13 protein-coding genes, 1 rRNA gene and 1 pseudogene are annotated in these 16116 nt (G+C 71.4%); 5 read left to right on the top strand and 10 right to left on the bottom strand.

Features of this window, described 5'->3' with window-relative positions:
* The 4 genes and pseudogenes from ACFWEP_RS19785 to clpS form a co-directional block, all read right to left on the bottom strand.
* Positions 1–589, bottom strand: a 23S ribosomal RNA gene (locus tag ACFWEP_RS19785); the annotation flags it as partial.
* A 29-nt stretch (positions 590–618) separates the two neighbouring features.
* Positions 619–1776 (bottom strand): annotated as a pseudogene (locus ACFWEP_RS19780) (amino acid permease); the annotation flags it as partial.
* A gap of 426 nt (positions 1777–2202) precedes the next feature.
* Positions 2203–2835 (bottom strand): DUF2017 domain-containing protein, encoded by a 633-nt coding sequence (locus ACFWEP_RS19775; RefSeq protein WP_387371591.1) that lies wholly within the window; start codon positions 2833–2835, stop codon positions 2203–2205.
* A 70-nt stretch (positions 2836–2905) separates the two neighbouring features.
* Positions 2906–3223: an ATP-dependent Clp protease adapter ClpS gene (gene clpS / locus ACFWEP_RS19770; protein ID WP_266704862.1), complete on the bottom strand. Its 318-nt coding sequence runs from the start codon at positions 3221–3223 to the stop codon at positions 2906–2908.
* Positions 3224–3302: 79 nt separating this feature from the next.
* Between clpS and ACFWEP_RS19765 the strand changes: the two genes are divergently transcribed.
* Complete coding sequence (locus tag ACFWEP_RS19765) at positions 3303–4631, top strand: nicotinate phosphoribosyltransferase (RefSeq protein WP_387371590.1); 1329 nt, start codon at positions 3303–3305, stop codon at positions 4629–4631.
* A gap of 130 nt (positions 4632–4761) precedes the next feature.
* Positions 4762–5358 (top strand): isochorismatase family protein, encoded by a 597-nt coding sequence (locus ACFWEP_RS19760; RefSeq protein WP_328721446.1) that lies wholly within the window; start codon positions 4762–4764, stop codon positions 5356–5358.
* 54 nt (positions 5359–5412) lie between these two features.
* On the opposite strand, the gene ACFWEP_RS19755 is transcribed toward ACFWEP_RS19760, so the two are convergent.
* Both ACFWEP_RS19755 and ACFWEP_RS19750 read right to left on the bottom strand, forming a co-directional pair.
* Positions 5413–5757 (bottom strand): hypothetical protein, encoded by a 345-nt coding sequence (locus ACFWEP_RS19755; protein ID WP_328721445.1) that lies wholly within the window; start codon positions 5755–5757, stop codon positions 5413–5415.
* 123 nt (positions 5758–5880) lie between these two features.
* Positions 5881–8232, bottom strand: coding sequence for an immune inhibitor A domain-containing protein (locus ACFWEP_RS19750; protein ID WP_387371592.1), 2352 nt, complete (start codon positions 8230–8232; stop codon positions 5881–5883).
* Positions 8233–8640: 408 nt separating this feature from the next.
* On the opposite strand from ACFWEP_RS19750, the gene ACFWEP_RS19745 reads away from it, so the two are divergent.
* On the top strand, positions 8641–8925 hold the full coding sequence (locus tag ACFWEP_RS19745; protein WP_387371589.1) for a hypothetical protein: 285 nt from the start codon (positions 8641–8643) through the stop codon (positions 8923–8925).
* Positions 8926–8969: 44 nt separating this feature from the next.
* Here ACFWEP_RS19745 and ACFWEP_RS19740 read toward each other — a convergent pair whose 3' ends face one another.
* Positions 8970–9632 (bottom strand): RDD family protein, encoded by a 663-nt coding sequence (locus tag ACFWEP_RS19740; protein WP_387371588.1) that lies wholly within the window; start codon positions 9630–9632, stop codon positions 8970–8972.
* A gap of 128 nt (positions 9633–9760) precedes the next feature.
* Positions 9761–11299 (bottom strand): RDD family protein, encoded by a 1539-nt coding sequence (locus ACFWEP_RS19735; protein WP_387371587.1) that lies wholly within the window; start codon positions 11297–11299, stop codon positions 9761–9763.
* 214 nt (positions 11300–11513) lie between these two features.
* On the opposite strand from ACFWEP_RS19735, the gene ACFWEP_RS19730 reads away from it, so the two are divergent.
* Positions 11514–12005, top strand: a complete 492-nt coding sequence (locus ACFWEP_RS19730; protein WP_387371586.1) for an SsgA family sporulation/cell division regulator — start codon at positions 11514–11516, stop codon at positions 12003–12005.
* Positions 12006–12035: 30 nt separating this feature from the next.
* Here ACFWEP_RS19730 and ACFWEP_RS19725 read toward each other — a convergent pair whose 3' ends face one another.
* Positions 12036–13409, bottom strand: a complete 1374-nt coding sequence (locus ACFWEP_RS19725; RefSeq protein ID WP_387371585.1) for an FAD-binding oxidoreductase — start codon at positions 13407–13409, stop codon at positions 12036–12038.
* A gap of 97 nt (positions 13410–13506) precedes the next feature.
* Here ACFWEP_RS19725 and ACFWEP_RS19720 point away from each other — a divergent pair, with 97 nt between their 5' ends.
* Positions 13507–15207: a tetratricopeptide repeat protein gene (locus ACFWEP_RS19720; RefSeq protein WP_387371584.1), complete on the top strand. Its 1701-nt coding sequence runs from the start codon at positions 13507–13509 to the stop codon at positions 15205–15207.
* Between the two features lie 23 nt (positions 15208–15230).
* Here the strand turns inward: ACFWEP_RS19720 and ACFWEP_RS19715 are convergent.
* Positions 15231–16116: DUF4097 family beta strand repeat-containing protein (locus tag ACFWEP_RS19715; protein ID WP_387371583.1), on the bottom strand; the 886-nt coding region annotated here is incomplete at its 5' end.

Here is a 16116-nt window from a genome sequence, read left to right as displayed (position 1 = left end):
GCCTGTCGGCCTCGCCTTAGGTCCCGACTTACCCTGGGCAGATCAGCTTGACCCAGGAACCCTTAGTCAATCGGCGCACACGTTTCTCACGTGTGTATCGCTACTCATGCCTGCATTCTCACTCGTGAACCGTCCACAACTCGCTTCCGCGGCTGCTTCACCCGGCACACGACGCTCCCCTACCCATCCATACTCCCGTTGGGGATATGTGTATGAATGACACGACTTCGGCGGTACGCTTGAGCCCCGCTACATTGTCGGCGCGGAATCACTTGACCAGTGAGCTATTACGCACTCTTTCAAGGGTGGCTGCTTCTAAGCCAACCTCCTGGTTGTCTCTGCGACTCCACATCCTTTCCCACTTAGCGTACGCTTAGGGGCCTTAGTCGGTGCTCTGGGCTGTTTCCCTCTCGACTACGGAGCTTATCCCCCGCAGTCTCACTGCCACGCTCAGCGCTTGGCGAACGCCGCGTTCCGCGGGTCGCGCGCCCTGAGCGCCAGGTAGGAGACACCGAGGAGGAGCGCCCAGAACGGGGCGCAGTAGAGCGAGATCCGGGTGTCCTTGTCGACGGCCATCATCACGACGACCATGCCGATGAAGGCGAGCGCGAAGGCGCTGGTGTACGGGGAGCCGGGGGCCCGGAAGGCGGAGTGCGGGAGTTCGCCGCGGTCGGCGCGGGCGCGGTAGCGGAGCTGGCTGACGAGGATCATGATCCAGGCCCACATCCCGGAGATGGTGGCGAAGGAGACGACGTAGGTGAAGGCCTGGCCGGGCCACTGGTAGTTGATCCAGACGCCGACCAGCATCAGGGCGGCCGAGAAGGTGGTGCCGACGAGCGGGGTGCCGCTGCGGGTGAGCCGGGTGAAGGTGCGCGGGCCCTGGCCGTTGAGGGCCAGGTCGCGGAGCATGCGCCCGGTGGAGTACATCCCGGAGTTGCAGGACGAGAGGGCGGCGGTCAGGACGACGAAGTTGACGATCCCGGCGCCGATCCCGAGGCCCATCTTCTCGAAGGCGGCGACGAACGGTGAGACACCGGGCTGGAATTCGGTCCACGGCACCACCGACAGGATCATGATCAGCGCGCCGACGTAGAAGACGGCGATGCGCCAGGGCACGGTGTTGATCGCTTTGGGCAGGACGGTCTCGGGGTCCTTGGACTCCCCCGCGGTGACGCCGACGAGCTCGACCGCCAGGAAGGCGAACATGACGATCTGCAGGGTCATCAGCGTGCCGCTGATGCCTTGCGGGAAGAATCCGCCGTCGGACCAGAGGTGGGTGACGGAGGCGGTGTCGCCGGCGTCGGAGAAGCCGAGGGTGAGAATTCCGGCACAGATGAGGATCATGCCGGCGATGGCGGTCACCTTGACCATCGAGAACCAGAATTCGAGCTCGCCGAAGAGCTTCACGGAGATGAGGTTGACGCCGTACAGGACGAGGGTGAAGAACAGCGCCGAGACCCACTGCGGGATGTCGAACCAGTAGGTCATGTACTGGGCTCCCGCGGTCACTTCGGTGATTCCGGTGACGACCCAGAAGAGCCAGTAGGTCCAGCCGGTGACGAATCCGGCGAAGGGTCCCACGAATTCGCGTGCGTATTCGGAGAAGGATCCCGACACCGGCCGGTACATGAGGAGTTCACCGAGGGCGCGCATGATGAAGAAGATGACCAGGCCCGCGACGGCGTAGGCCAGGATCAGGCTGGGTCCGGCTTTCGCGATGGCCTTGCCCGCTCCGAGGAAGAGCCCGGTGCCGATGGCTCCGCCGATGGCGATCATCTGGATCTGACGGGCACCCAGGCCGCGCTGGTACCCCTCGCCGCTCCCGTGAGCGTCGGCGGCGTCCCGCTCGGGCTGCCCGCTGTCGACCTCTGCGGATGTCATGTCACTGCGCCTTTCTCCACGACGGGCCGCGGCCGTGTGGGGCCGTGGACCGTGTCCTGTTCCCCCCGGAAATGGATGGAGTGCCGCCGGCGGTCGGCCGGCGGACAGCGCCCCCGGGAACAGGGATGGCGCCCCCGGCGGTCGTGAAGATGTATCACGGCCATGTCGGGACACCCTCGGACATTCTGTGGCGCAGACCACAGGAAAAAGCGGACAAGCGTTTCCGGCCGCTGCAAAAGCGGCCGTTCGGGTGACGGGATCGTTATGCGGATTTGAGCGTCGTCTGAGCTGCCGGTCGCGCCGCGCGGGGAGTGGCCGGGGTCAGGACATCAGCGTTTCGAGGAGCGTCTCCTGGAGGGCGCCGAGCCAGAGGTAGGCCAGCACCATCGGCTTGCGCGGGTCGCTGTCGGGGAGCCGGTAGAGGGAGCCCTCCTGACCCTGGTCCTCGTCACCGACCTCCAGCCGGGTGCCGATGGTCAGGCGCAGGTCGTTGAGGGTGCCGAGCCACTGGCGGGCCTGGTCGGCGGTGAGTCGCAGCTCTCCGCCACCACCTTCGCCGCTCTCCCCGCCGTCGCCGTCACCCTCGCCACCGTCGCCGTCCTCGCCGGAGGCGAGGGAGTCGAGGGAGCGGACGACGGCGAGGGCGTCCTCGCGCTTGCGGGCACGCAGGTCGATCTCGGTGAAGCGGCGGAACTCCGAGGACGCCTCGCGCAGTTCCTTGTCGTCGTCGCCGTACGCGTCCGGGAAGAGGCGGGCGAGGGCGGGATCGGAGGGCGGTTCGCTGGGGCCTTCGACGAAGAGCGCCGCGAGCGGGTCGGCGCCGTCGGCGGCCTCGTCCCCCGGCCCGACGAGTTCCAGCAGTTGCACGGCGAGGGAGCGCAGGATGGAGATCTCCACCTCGTCGAGCGCGACGGCCGCGCCGCCGTCGGGGGTGGCCTCGAAGTGGCCGGCCATGGGGTCTCCGATGGTGGTGGGACGGAAGTTCCGGGAATTCAGGCGTGTGGCGAGAGAGGTGCGGACGGCCTCAGTTTCGGTCCTGGGTGAGTGTGGCCCAGAGGCCGTAGCCGTGCATGGCCTGGACGTCGCGCTCCATCTCCTCGCGGCTTCCGCTGGAGACGACGGCGCGCCCCTTGTGGTGCACGTCGAGCATGAGCTTGTGGGCCTTGTCCTTGGAGTAGCCGAAGTACGCCTGGAAGACGTACGTCACGTAGCTCATGAGGTTGACGGGGTCGTTGTGCACCAGCGTCACCCAGGGGACGTCGGGCTCGGGGACGGCGAAGGTCTCTTCGGCCGACTCGGGACGTTCGATTTCTACGGGGGAAGCGACGCTCACCCCTCCCATGCTGCCACTCGACGGGGCACCGCGCACAAACCGACCCACATCTCGTCACTCTGACGAGATGTGGAGTAGCATCCCTGCCATGAACTCAGCGGACCTGGGGCGACGGGTGGGAGTGCCGTCGACCGCACTCTTCACCGACCAGTACGAACTCACGATGGTGCAGGCGGCCCTCAAGGCGGGCACCGCCGACCGGCGCTCCGTCTTCGAGGCGTTCACCCGGCGGCTGCCCGAAGGGCGGCGCTACGGCGTCCTCGCGGGGACCGGGCGGGTGCTGGACGCCGTGGAGAACTTCCACTTCGACGACGAGATGATCGCGTTCCTGCGCCAGCAGGAGATCGTGGACGAGCCGACGCTCGCCTGGCTGGCGGACTTCCGCTTCAGCGGTGACGTCTGGGGCTACCCGGAGGGCGAGGTCTACTTCCCCGGTTCGCCGGTGCTCCGGGTGGAGGGCTCCTTCGCCGAGTGCGTGCTGCTGGAGACGGTGGTGCTGTCGATCCTCAACCACGACTCGGCCATCGCCGCCGCCGCGTCCCGGATGTCGGCGGCCGCCGGCGGCCGGAACCTCATCGAGATGGGGGCGCGCCGTACGCACGAGCTGGCGGCGGTCGCGTCCGCCCGTGCCGCGTACGTGGGCGGCTTCCACACCACCTCCGACCTGGCGGCGGGCTTCCGTTACGGCATCCCGACCGTGGGCACAAGCGCGCATGCCTTCACCCTGCTGCACGACACCGAGCGGGACGCCTTCCGCGCGCAGGTGGAGTCGCTGGGCCGGGGCACCACGCTGCTGGTGGACACCTACGACGTCGCCGAGGCGGTCCGTACGGCCGTGGAGGTCGCCGGACCCGAGCTGGGGGCCGTACGCATCGACTCCGGAGACCTGCTGCTGGTCGCGCACCGGGTGCGGCAGCAGCTGGACGAGCTGGGTGCGACGGAGACCAAGATCGTGGTCACCTCGGACCTGGACGAGTACGCCATCGCCTCGCTGGCCGCCGCCCCGGTGGACGCGTACGGGGTGGGCACACAACTGGTCACCGGCAGTGGCAGCCCGACCTGCTCGATGGTCTACAAGCTGGTGGCGCGTGCCGCGTCCGCCGATCCGGCCGATCCGCTGCTGCCGGTGGCGAAGAAGTCGATGGGCGCCAAGTCGTCGATGGGCGGGCGCAAATGGGCGGCCCGCCGGGTGGACGCGCGGGGCGTCGCCGAGGCCGAGGTGATCGGTACCGGTCCCGTGCCGGCGGAGCTGGCCGACAGGCAGCTGCTGGTGGAGTTGGTACGCGGCGGCGAGGTGGTGGCCCGGGAGTCGCTGGAGGCGGCCCGCGAGCGCCACATCGCGGCGCGCGCCGCGCTCCCGATGTCGGCGCTGCAGCTGTCCCGGGGCGAGCCGGTGCTGGCGACCGAGTACGTCTGAAGGCGGGTCGGCCGGCCGGTCCGTACCGGAGGGCACCAACGCCTCCCGGGCCCGCGCCCGATTGCCTAGGCTCGGTGCTCGGACCCACCCCCCGCCCCGTCATCCGCTCCCCCACCGAAGGACACCCGCCATGCACCGCGCGTTGATCGTCGTCGACGTTCAGAACGATTTCTGTGAGGGCGGCAGCCTCGCCGTGGCCGGCGGCGCCGACGTCGCCGCCGCGATCACCGATCTGATCGGTGAGGCCCAGGCCGGTTACCGCCACGTGGTGGCCACCCGTGACCACCATGTGGACCCGGGCGACCACTTCTCCGCCACGCCCGACTTCGAGCACTCGTGGCCGGTGCACTGCGTCGCCGGTACGGAGGGGGTGGGCTTCCACCCGAACTTCGCGCCCGCCGTGGCCTCCGGGGCGATCGACGCGGTGTTCGACAAGGGGGCGTACGCGGCGGCGTACAGCGGTTTCGAGGGGCTCGACGAGAACGAGGTGGGGCTGGCCCAGTGGCTCCGGGACCACGAGGTCACCGAGGTCGACGTGGTCGGCATCGCCACCGACCACTGCGTGCGGGCGACCGCGCTGGACGCCGCGCGCGAGGGCTTCACCACCCACGTCCTGCTGGACCTGACGGCGGGTGTCGCGGCGCCCACCACCGTGCGCGCCCTGGAGGAGCTCCGCGCGGCGGGTGTGGAACTGTCCGGCGAGCCGGTCGTCGCCCGGCCGGAGTGAGAACCCGACCGGAGTGAGAACCCGACCGTAGTGAGAATCCGGCCGGATCACGGCCTACGCGGCGGGCCTGGCGGGGCCGGGATGTCCGGCCGGGCCCATCAGCGCGCGTATGGGGTGCCAGAGCTCCTGGGCGGCCTGCGGGGCGTCCCGCCAGAGCAGGCCGTCCGGGTGGTGCAGCACCGCCGTGATCTCGTCCGGGGTGGGCGGCTGGGTGTTGCCCCGGAGGTAGACGGCGCGCAGCCCGAGGTTGCGCAGCCGGGTGAGGGCGCGGGCCCGGTTCGCCGCGTGGACGAGTACGCGTACGGGGGCGCCGGGACGGGCCCCGTGGGGCGGACGGGCCAGGGTGAGTGCCACCACCACCGAGCCGTCCGGCAATCTGCTGAATCCTCCGCCTGCCATGGTTCGCGCTCCCCCGTGAGACGTCGTGTCAATAAGGATCGGAATAAGAGGCACCTAAACACGATCGGCCGCTGCCCGCCAGGGGGCAACGGCCGATCATGTTCTGACCTGCGGTGATGCGAATTACTTGGTCGAGGGACCGACCTTCACGGTGATCGTCGAGCCGCTGAGCGGCTCGTTGACGATGGTGAGTCGCGTGTTGGTGTCAGCGACCTTGACGCTTCCGGTCGGGTTCTCGGCGTACCAGTAGGTGCCCTTGTGGTCGTCGAAGAGCGGGACGCCGAGGGTCGGCTTGATCTTCAGCGCCACGTCCGCGTTGTGCAGCGTGAAGCCCTGGTTCGGGTACCAGCTGAACGGGGCGTCGAACGGCTGGATCTTGTTCCGCAGGATCGTTCCGTCGGTCCACTTCAGCGGCTTGGCGTGCGAGTCCACCGGCAGGATGAGACCCGTGCCCGGGTGGGCGGACGTGTTGTTGTCGACCTCCGAGGTGTCCCAGAGCCAGACCATCAGGCCGTTCTGGTACGCGTAGTGCTCGACCCAGTCCGGGCGGGTGGTGGAGAAGCCGAAGTTGTACGGGCCGACCTTGAGGGTCTCGTCGTACGAGGTGTACTGGCGGTTCTCCGCGATGTAGTACTGCGGGTAGTCGTTGGTGAACGACCCGCCGATGCGCGAGAAGCCCTTCGACGTCCAGCCGTTGTCGTCGCCCTCGGCGTCGTCCGAGAAGACGACGGCACCGTCGGCGCTGATGGTGAGGGCGTCGGCGGTGAAGCCCTTTCCGGCCACTCCGCCGTCGGAGGAGTAGCGGAAGCGGAGGTCGATCTTCTTGCCCGCGTAGGCGTCGAGCGGGAACGACAGCTTCTTGTAGGCACCGGAGACGTCGGTCAGACCGGGCTTGTCACTGGCGTCGCGCGGCAGTTCCTTGCCGTCGACCGTGCCGTCGATCGCGGTCCAGTTGGCGCCGCCGTCGGTGGACACCTCGGTGTAGAGGTAGTCGTACTCGGCCTCGATGTCGTACCAGCCCGAGAAGTCGAGCGAGGCGGACGTCTTGCCGGTGAGGTCGACCGAACGGGTCAGCGTGTTCGACAGGTTGTCGCCGCTGCCGCTCCACCACTGCTTGGCGCCCTGGGCCGGTGCGACGACGGTGGTCGTGACCTCCTTGTCGGGGAGGTTGACGACCAGCGCCTGCTTGTTGGCGGTGTTGTACTCCGAGACGCCCAGCTTGTGGGTGGAGTTGGTGGCGGCCTTCGCCGTGTCGTAGTCCAGCCAGCCGAGTTGCAGCTTGTCCCAGGCGGTCATGTCGCCGGGGGTGTCGCCGATCTCGCCCTGGCCCCGGCCGAGCCAGGAGCCGGCCGACATCAGGGACCAGAAGCCGACCGAGTTCTCGCCGCCACCGGAGGTGTCGTAGAGGTCCGGCAGGCCGAGGTCGTGGGCGTACTCGTGGGCGAAGACGCCCAGTCCGCCGTTCTCGGGCTGGACGGTGTAGTCGCCGACCCAGATGCCGGTGTCGCCGATCTGCGCGCCACCCGCCTTGTTGCCGGTGGGGCCGGTCGCCCCGGCGTTGGTGCCGTACGCGTACCAGCGGTGCGCCCAGATGGCGTTCTCGCCCTGGACACCGCCGCCGGCCGACTCGTCCTCGCCGGCGTGGACCATCTGGAAGTGGTCGATGTAGCCGTCGGGCTCGTTGAAGTTGCCGTCGGCGTCGTAGTCGTACCGGTCCCACTGGTCGTACTGGGCCAGGTCGGCCTTGATCTGCTCCGTGGTGGAGCCCTTGGCCTTCTGGTCCGCGGTCCAGGCGTTGACCCCGTCGCGGACGGCGTCCCACACGCTGGCACAGCTGCTGGCGCCGCAGTAGTTGGAGCCGTAACGGGCCTCGTTGTAAGGAATCTTGACCCAGTCGGAGACCTCGCCGTTGACCGAGTAGCGGCCGGAGGAGGTCTTCTCGTAGTACTTGGTCAGCGAGTTGGAGGACGCGCTGGTGCCGAAGTACAGCTCCTGGAAGTGCGCCTGGTTGTAATCGGCCTGCCAGGCAGTGCTGTTGTCCTTCTTCGGGTCGGGCTGGGCGATCTGGTTGTGCGCCGGACCCGGCGTACCGCCGTACTTGACGACCGGCGCCTCGGGTCCGGAGCCGTCCGGGTCGAAGAGGGTCGAGTTGTCCACCTGGTCACCGAACTCGACCAGGATGGTGAAGATCTTGTCGGTCTTCTCGCGGCCGAGCTCGACGTACTTCTTGTTGTCGAGCTTGACGACCTTGGAACCGTCGCGGTCGGTCACCTTCTTGTCGCCCGAGATGACCTGCTCCAGAGCAGCCTGGCGCTCGCTGTTCTGCTTCTCGCTGAACGGGCCTTCGAGGTTGTGGTCCTCGGCCTTCTCCGGAGCCGGGTCTCGGCTCTCGGCGAGGGACGTGCCTGCCGATGGCGTCGGCTGCGCCGCCTGCGCGACGAAGAACGTCGACGCCGTGGCCGCACTCGCGGCCATGGCCACGACAACCGCAGCAGCACGGAGGCCGCTTCTCTTACTGGTCACCTGATGTCCTCCCCGGGCGTTCGCGTGCGCGGCCAGGGGGTATTTAGGGGCCGCGCGCACGTGGACGCGTCACAAGTGACGACATTCGATCGGAGTTGCTGGAGAAAAGACAGGTCTTGACTTGTACCGGCCAAGTGCACTATGCAGGAGCCGCCTTCCGGTATCCGGACAATCGATGTTCGGCCAACCGGCGCGTCGCTCGGCCGCCTTGGCACATGTCGTGAGCCAATGCGCCCCCTGTGCACCGGCGTTGGGGGTTAGGTCATGCGTATCCGTGGCCCGCACGGGCATCCACCGTCGTAGAGCCGCCCCGATGCGCGGGCGGGTCCACATCCGACGACCTCCAGGACGGATACCGCCATGCCGCGTCCGACTGCCGCACAACTCGTCTACGGTTGCGCCACCGTCGTCCTCGTCACTTTCGCCCTGCTGCTGGTGTCCGGCGCCTCGTCGTCGGCCGCCGTGGGCGCCGTCTGCCTCGCGGCGCTGGCCCTGGGGGTACTGGTGGCGGTGACCGCCCCCACGCTCCACCGCGCCCGGGGCCCGGTCCCGGCCGGTGCTCCCCGCGCGTACCGGACGCCCGCCCGCACGCCCCGCGAGGGTGAGGCCGCCGAGGAGCGCGTCGGCCGGCACGTGGGGCACTGAGCCTCCCCGCGGCGTCCTCCGCTCGCGCACGGGCCGCGCACCACTCAGCCGGCACTGACCACGACCGTCTTGGCCGCCTTGTCCTGCAGGCCCTGCCGGTACGGCTTGTCGGTGAACATCAGCACGATGTTGATCAGCCACCACAGGCACGGGCAGCACAGGAGCGCCGGGAGCCAGAGCACGACCGCCCGCATCAGCGAGGCGTTGGTGGGGGGCACGCTCCCGTCGCTCAGCATCGCGACGCGCAGCTTCAGCAGCCTCTTTCCGAGGGTGCGGCCGTCCTTGTGCGTGAAGTAGGTGTCGTACCCGACGTAACAGACCAGCGCGATCAGTGACCAGATCAGCTGGTGTCCGCTGTACGTGTTGGTGACGGCGTTGCCCACGTCGCTGTCGCCGTTGTCGGAGGTGACGTCGACCGCGCCGCCGAAGGGCAGCGAGATCAGGTAGAGCGGGATCGAGATGATCAGGAAGTCGATCAGCCGCGCCAGGATCCGCACCCCCGGCGCGCCGAGCGGCGGCATCCCCGCGAGCGGGTCCGCGCCGCCGTACGGGCCGCCGCCGTAGGGTCCCGGGTCGTAGGGCGGCGGGGGCGGAGGCGGCGCGCCGCCGTACGGCGAGCCCGACGACGGCGGTGGGTCCTGGGGCTTCTTGAGGAACGGATCGTCGTCCTCGGGCGGCTGGCCGGGCGTCGGCGCGTCGTTGCTCATGCGGGCAGTGCACCCCGGCCCGCACCGCCCCGCAACGGCTCAGGTGCTTTCGGGTGACGAACCGTCAGCCATCGGAGGCGGGCGCCGGCCGCACCCCCGCTTCTCGGCCGACCGCAGGTGACAGGAGGTCAGCCCGCCACGAAGGTACGGGCCGCCTTGTCGTGCCAGCACTGGCGCCACGGGCGGTCGAACAGGCACCACGCCGCGTCGAGCACACCGATCACCAGCAGCCCGAGGAGACCGTGGACCAGCCAACGCCGCAGCGCGGCACCCAGGGTGGGCACGTCCTGGGACTCCACGTCACGCACCTGGATGCCGAGCAGCTTCTTGCCGAGCGTCCGGCCCCACTTCGCGGTGGGCAGGGCTTCCAGCAGGAAGCCGACGACGAGGAAGGCGGCGAGGACCCCGCCGAGCTGTCCGGCGGTGGTCGAGTCCAGCAGATGGACCGTCACCGTGCGGCCGGAGAGCTTCGCGGCCTCGATCTTGGCGTCCATGTGGTCGATCGCGGCGGTGACCAGCGGGAACCCCGCCGCGCCGACGAGCGCGCCCAGCACCACCGTGTCCAGGACCCGGGCGACGAACCGCCGGCCGAGCCCGGCGGGCCGGCCCGCGGACTGGGCGCGGGCCATCTGCTGGAACGGGTCGTCCACCGGCGGCTTCCACGGCACGACCGGCTGGTCCGCCGCCTGCGGCCCGGCAGGGGCGGGGCCGCCGTAGGGACCGGCGGGAGCCGGTGCCTGCTGGACGGCCTGCGGCTGCTGGTACCCCAGCGGGGGGTGCTGCGCCTGCCGGGACTGCGGGGCCTGCTGCGGCTGGGCCCAGGAGGCTGCGCCCTGCCCGGGGCCGGCCTGCCCGCCCGGGGCACCGAAGGCCTCGCGTGCGGGAGCGGGGGGCTGCTGCTGTACGGGCTGCCGCTGGGGACCGGCGGGCGGCTGGTACGCGGAGGGGGCGAGGGCCGGGCGGAGATCGCCGGGCGGGAGCGGGACGGCGGGGGCGGCCGCGTCCCGGCCCGTCGCGCGGACGACCGCGCCGTCGGAGGACGGGGCACCGGAGCGGGCGTCGGGAGCGGTGCGGACCGGGCCGTCGTGAGCGCCGTCCCGTCCGGCGGGCAGCGCGGCCGGTGCGGCGCCGTGCGGCAGCGCCGGGCGGCGCGGGTCCTGGTCCGACTCGGCGAAGGCGCGCGGGTCGGCGCCGCGGGCGCCCTGCCCGGGCACCTGGCCCTCGCCCGGCCGGCCGCCGCCCCAGGAGACGCGCCGGTCGGCGTCGTTGCCGAAGCCGGCCTGCCGGGAGGTGTCGGCCTGCCACGCGGAGGCGGGCTCGGGGTGGTGGGCGCGTTCGACGGGGAGGCCGCCCGGGTGGACGGGGGCCTGCTGGGACGGGTCGAACCGGGCCGCCTCGGCGCCCTCCTGGGCCGCTTCCTCCTCGTCGAAGAAGACCGGGCCGGTCTCCTCCACGGGGGCGGCGGCAGGGGCCGCGCCCCGGTGGCGGGTCTCCACGGCCGCTCCCGCGGCGGAGGAGGCCGTCGCGTCCTGCCCCGGTGCGGGGCGGCTCGTCCCGGGAACCCACGAGACGCCGTTCCAGTACCGGACGTAACCGGGGATGGAGGGGTCGGGGTAGTACCCCTCACGGGGGCGGTCCTCACCGGGTGCCGGAGTTGGCGCGCTCATCAGCGGGTCCCGTATCTCTTCGTAGCCGCAACACAAGAGTCAACATCTATCAGACCACCGCCTTCCCCCGGGCCGGTCCTGGTGTTTGGGCCACTTTCAGGTCCCGTCGAAGATTTTCTCTTCAAGTCGCGTCACCGCGGACGGGGAGCGCGCTCTCTCCTTGTGCGGGCCGGTCGCGGAACCGGTCCCTGGGCATCGAAAGGTCGTGCATCTCATGCGCAACGTCGTGGAACGTGAGCTGGAACTGAAGCTGGTGCTGTCGCCCGAGCGCTCCATTCCCGTACCCGCCCGGTTGACGTACCGGGCGGACGACCCGTACGCGGTGCACATCGTCTTCCACGTCGGGTCCCAGTCGCCCGTGCACTGGACGTTCGCCCGGGAGTTGCTGATGGAGGGGGTGTTCCGGCCGTGCGGGCAGGGGGACGTACGGATCTGGCCGACGAAGGTCGGACAGCGCGACGTCATCTGTGTCGCGCTGAACTCCCCCGACGGCAACGCCCTGCTGGAGGTGCCGTCCACCTCGGTGTCGGCGTGGCTGGAACGGACCCTCGGCATGGTCCCACCGGGTACGGAGAACGAGGGCTCCTGGGGCGAGGCCGTCGACCGGGAGCTCGCCGAGCTGCTCTCCCCGCTGCCCGCCGACGAGCTGTGGCTCGCCGATCTGTTCGGCCCCGACGAGGCACCCCAGGAGACCGACGAGGGCTGAGAGCCTGTCGGGCGGACGAGGTCCGGCGGCTCAGAAGAGTTTGCCGGGGTTGAGGATGCCGAGCGGGTCGAAGGCGGCCTTGATCCCGCGCTGCAACTCGATTCCGACCGGACCGAGTTCCCGGGCGAGCCACTCCTTCTTGAGGACGCCGACGCCGTGTTCACCGGTGATGGTGCCACCCAGTTCGAGGCCGAGCGCCATGATCGCGTCGAAGGACTCGCGGGCCCTGCGGGATTCGTCGGGGTCCGCGGGGTCGAAGCAGACGACGGGGTGGGTGTTGCCGTCGCCCGCGTGGGCACAGACGCCGATGGTGAGGCCGTACTTCTCCGCGACGGCGGCGGTGCCCTCGATCATCTCGCCGAGCCGGGAGCGCGGCACGCAGACGTCGTCGATCATCGTGGCCGGCCTGACGGTCTCCAGGGCCGGGAGGGCGATGCGCCGTGCCTGGAGCAGGAGTTCGGACTCGGCGGCGTCGTCGGCCGGCACCACACCGGTGGCTCCGGCCTCGGTGCAGAGCACCCCGACCGCGGCGAGATCGGCGGGGGCGTCGGGCGTGTCGAAGGCACAGAGGAGGAGCGCCTCGGTGGATTCGGGCAGGCCCATGTGGGCCGTCGCGTTCACCGCGCGGACCGTCGTACGGTCCATCAGTTCGAGGAGTGAAGGGGCGTGTCCCCGCTCCATGATCCGGCAGACGGCGTCGCAGGCCGCCGCCGCCGAGGGGAACTCCGCCGCGAGGACGAGCCGGCGCGGCGGCTTGGGGCGGAGCGCGAGGACCGCCTTGACGACGATCCCGAGGCTGCCCTCGGAGCCGACGAAGAGCCGGGTGAGGTCGTATCCGGCCACGCCCTTGGCGGTGCGGCGGCCGGTGGTCAGAAGCCGCCCGTCGGCGAGGACGACGTCGAGGCCGAGCACGTACTCGGCGGTGACGCCGTACTTGACGCAGCACAGGCCGCCGGAGGCGGTGCCGATGTTCCCGCCGATGGTGCAGGTCTCCCAACTGGAGGGGTCCGGCGGGTAGGAGAGGCCGTGTCCGGCCACCGCGCGGGAGAGGTCGGCGTTGACGACGCCCGGCTCGACCACGGCGATCCGGTCGACGGCGCTGATCTCCAGGATCCGGTCCATCTTCACCAGGGAGAGCACGACGCAGCCGTCACTGGCGTTGGCGCCGCCGGAGAGGCCGGTACGGGCGCCCTGCGGCACCACCGGTACGCGCAGCGCGTGCGCGGTGCGCATGACGTGCTGGACCTGTTCGACGGTGCGCGGGAGCACGACCACCAGGGGCGCTCCGGCGTCGCAGAAGCTCGCCATGTCGTGCGCGTACGACGCGGTGACGTCGGGGTCGGTGAGGAGTGCCTCGGCGGGCAGGGCCGCCCGAAGCCGTGCGAGGAGATCGTCCCGGTCCATGCCTCCAGCCTGGCACTCGGCGGCCAATGGTGTGAACCCGTCTGCGGCGGCAGTTCCGGAGCACGGTGCGCTCTGGGCGCTGACGCAAAGTGATCGTATGGATGTCATGCCGCAGCAGGACCCGGATGCCCGCACGATGCCGTCCGCTCCGCCCCTCCCGCAGGACGGACCCGACCGGGACGCTCCGCCCGAGGCGCAGCCCCCTCCCACCGACGTACAGCCTCCGCCCCCCGGCTTGCGTACCTCGCTACGGCGGGCCGCGGTCGGCGCGGTGGCCGCCGGGGTGCTGGTGGCGGGCGCGCTGGTGGCCGTCCCGGAGGACGACCCGGCCCCCGCAGCGGCGCCGGGAGCGGCGGACCGGGCCAGGTCGGCGGCGACCGCCGGGGCCCCGGCCTCGCTCTCCGACCTGACCGCGCTGATCGGCGACCGGCAGAGCTGGGTACGGAGCCACCCGGCGGACGCCCCGGCCTGGGCGGCGCTCGGTTCGGCTTACGTGGAATGGGCCCACCGGTCCGCGGACTTCGGGTACTACCCGCGCGCCGAACAGGCGCTGAAGCGCTCGCTGGCGGCCGTGCCGGGAGACCGCGGCAACAGTGCCGCCTGGGTGGGGCTGGCCGAACTCGCCGACGCCCGGCACGACTTCCTCGCGGCGAAGAAGTGGGGCGAGGCGGTCCGGGACCGCGGGCCGGGGGCGTCGGTCGCCTGGGCCGTGTACCCGGCGCTGATCGACGCGTACAACGGGCTCGGCGACTCGGAGGCGGCCGCCACGGCCACCGAGAAGTTCGCCGCCCTGCGCAAGGGCGCGCCCGCGCTGGGCCGTACCGCCGAGCTGTACCGCGACCGGGGCTGGCGCGAGGACGCGCTCGCCACCGCGCAGGAGGCGTCGGAACGCTCCGGCACCCCCGCGCAGAAGGCGGAGGCGCTGCACCGCCTCGGCGACCTGGCCCGCGAGCGCGGCGAGGCCGGGGAGGCGCTCGGGCAGTACGACGCGGCGCTCTCCGTCGACCACGGCCACCACGCCTCCCTCGCCGGCCGGGCCCGCGCGCTGACCGCCCTGGGCCGCACCGACGAGGCGATGGCGGAGTACCAGCGGGTTCTCCAGCGCCTCCCGCGCCCCGAGTACGCCCTCGAACTCGCGGAACTCTACGAGTCGTTGGGCCTCGACGGGGATGCCGCCAGCCAGTTCGCGACGTTCCTGGGGATGGCCGCGTCGGCGGAGCGGAACGGGGTGGACGAGACGCTGCCGCTGGCCCGCTACGAGAGCGAGCACGGCGAGGCGGAGGCGGCCGTGGAGCGGCTGCGCGCCGCGTGGGACGGGCAGCGGCGGAACGCGGAGGTCGCGGACGCGCTGGGCTGGGCGCTGCATCGGGCCGGCCGGTCGGAGGAGGGGCTGGAGTTCGCCCTGAAGGCGGCCGACAGCGGGGTGCGCAGCGCCTCGTACTCCTACCACTCGGGTGTGATGGAGGCGGCTGTGGGCGACATCGGGGCGGCCCGCCGGCATCTGGCGGAGGCCCTGCGCACCGATCCGGCGTTCTCGCCGCTGGACGCCCCGGCGGCCCGGGCGGCGCTGGCGGAGCTGGGCGAGCCGCCCGGGGGCGGACCGGAGGACCTGCGGCAGGCCCGGGGCGCCGCCGAGGCGGCCCCCGAGCCGCAGCGGGAGGCACCGGCCGCTTTGGCGAAGCCCGCACCCGTGGCACCTCCGGCTCCGGCCGTACCGGCTCCTAAGGCCTCCGCCGGGCCCGCGCCCGCCCCCTCCGCCGCGTCGGCCGCGTCGAAGAACGGCGAGCCGGCCGCCTGACGCCGACCGGGCCCGTGGTGCGGTCAGTCGCGGGTCGCGGTGGCGTCGCCGTTGACGGTGGTGAGCGTCATGGCGGGCCCGCTCCGCTCCTCGGTGGTCGGCAGGGTCACCGCAGTGGTGCCGTTGCGTGTGGTGGCGGCGACTCGGTAGGCGGGGGCGGTGTGCGGCAACGACACCCGGAGCGATCCGTTGGTGGTGGCGGCGGTGAGCGGGGACGGCGAGGTGGTGCTGTTGAGGGTGACGTCCCCGTTCACCGTCTCGGCGTGCAGCCGGCCGGAGCGCAGGGTGCCGGTGCGTACGGACCCGTTGCGGGTGGCGAGCCGTACGGTGGCGCCGTCCCGGCCCGACCGGACGACGGTGACGTCCCCGTTGACGGTGGTCAGGTCCAGCGGAGCGTCGATCCCGGCGACGTCGATGCCCGCGTTCCGGGCGGTGACGGTGACGGAGGCGACGGCGGGCACCTCGATCGCGGGCATCCGGGGGCACGCCCCGTCGCCGTCCCGGGCGCCGTCCTCACCGTGCCCGTCCCCGTCACCGTCCGCGTCCCCGTCACCGTCCGCTTCGTGGCAGGTGAGGTCGAGCACCCAGGTGTCGCCCCGGTGCGACCAACGGGCGCCGACGTGGGGGTCGGTGGCGGCGTGCTCGCCGTCGGCCGGACGCAGCCGTACCCCGTTCTCCGTGGTGATCACCAGCCGGGTGTCCCCGGAGAGCTCCGGGGGTGCGCCCGCACCGGAGCGCACCGGAACGTCCCCGTCGTGTCCGCCGCATGCCGCGAGGAGGGGGAGTACCACCAGCAGGGGGGCCAGGCGGTTCATCCGCCGGGAGGAAGTGGCGTTCATGGTGGCCGTCTTCCCCGGGACCGGCGGCCCATGACAGGCGGGAGCCCGCGCCCCGGCGGAGGGGTGCGGG

Origin of the sequence: Streptomyces sp. NPDC060198, assembly GCF_042728415.1 — a bacterium.
GTDB lineage: Bacteria > Actinomycetota > Actinomycetes > Streptomycetales > Streptomycetaceae > Streptomyces.
This window is presented reverse-complemented; position numbering and strand designations above follow the sequence as displayed.

Coding starts and splice junctions, on each gene's coding strand:
- ACFWEP_RS19725 (WP_387371585.1), bottom strand. CDS start 13,409: ATGGACCGGGACGATCTCCTCGCACGGCTTCGGGCGGCCCTGCCCGCC.
- ACFWEP_RS19740 (WP_387371588.1), bottom strand. CDS start 9,632: ATGAGCAACGACGCGCCGACGCCCGGCCAGCCGCCCGAGGACGACGAT.
- clpS (WP_266704862.1), bottom strand. CDS start 3,223: ATGGGAGGGGTGAGCGTCGCTTCCCCCGTAGAAATCGAACGTCCCGAG.
- ACFWEP_RS19730 (WP_387371586.1), top strand. CDS start 11,514: ATGCGCAACGTCGTGGAACGTGAGCTGGAACTGAAGCTGGTGCTGTCG.
- ACFWEP_RS19775 (WP_387371591.1), bottom strand. CDS start 2,835: ATGGCCGGCCACTTCGAGGCCACCCCCGACGGCGGCGCGGCCGTCGCG.
- ACFWEP_RS19735 (WP_387371587.1), bottom strand. CDS start 11,299: ATGAGCGCGCCAACTCCGGCACCCGGTGAGGACCGCCCCCGTGAGGGG.
- ACFWEP_RS19750 (WP_387371592.1), bottom strand. CDS start 8,232: ATGGCCGCGAGTGCGGCCACGGCGTCGACGTTCTTCGTCGCGCAGGCG.
- ACFWEP_RS19755 (WP_328721445.1), bottom strand. CDS start 5,757: ATGGCAGGCGGAGGATTCAGCAGATTGCCGGACGGCTCGGTGGTGGTG.
- ACFWEP_RS19745 (WP_387371589.1), top strand. CDS start 8,641: ATGCCGCGTCCGACTGCCGCACAACTCGTCTACGGTTGCGCCACCGTC.
- ACFWEP_RS19760 (WP_328721446.1), top strand. CDS start 4,762: ATGCACCGCGCGTTGATCGTCGTCGACGTTCAGAACGATTTCTGTGAG.
- ACFWEP_RS19765 (WP_387371590.1), top strand. CDS start 3,303: ATGAACTCAGCGGACCTGGGGCGACGGGTGGGAGTGCCGTCGACCGCA.
- ACFWEP_RS19720 (WP_387371584.1), top strand. CDS start 13,507: ATGGATGTCATGCCGCAGCAGGACCCGGATGCCCGCACGATGCCGTCC.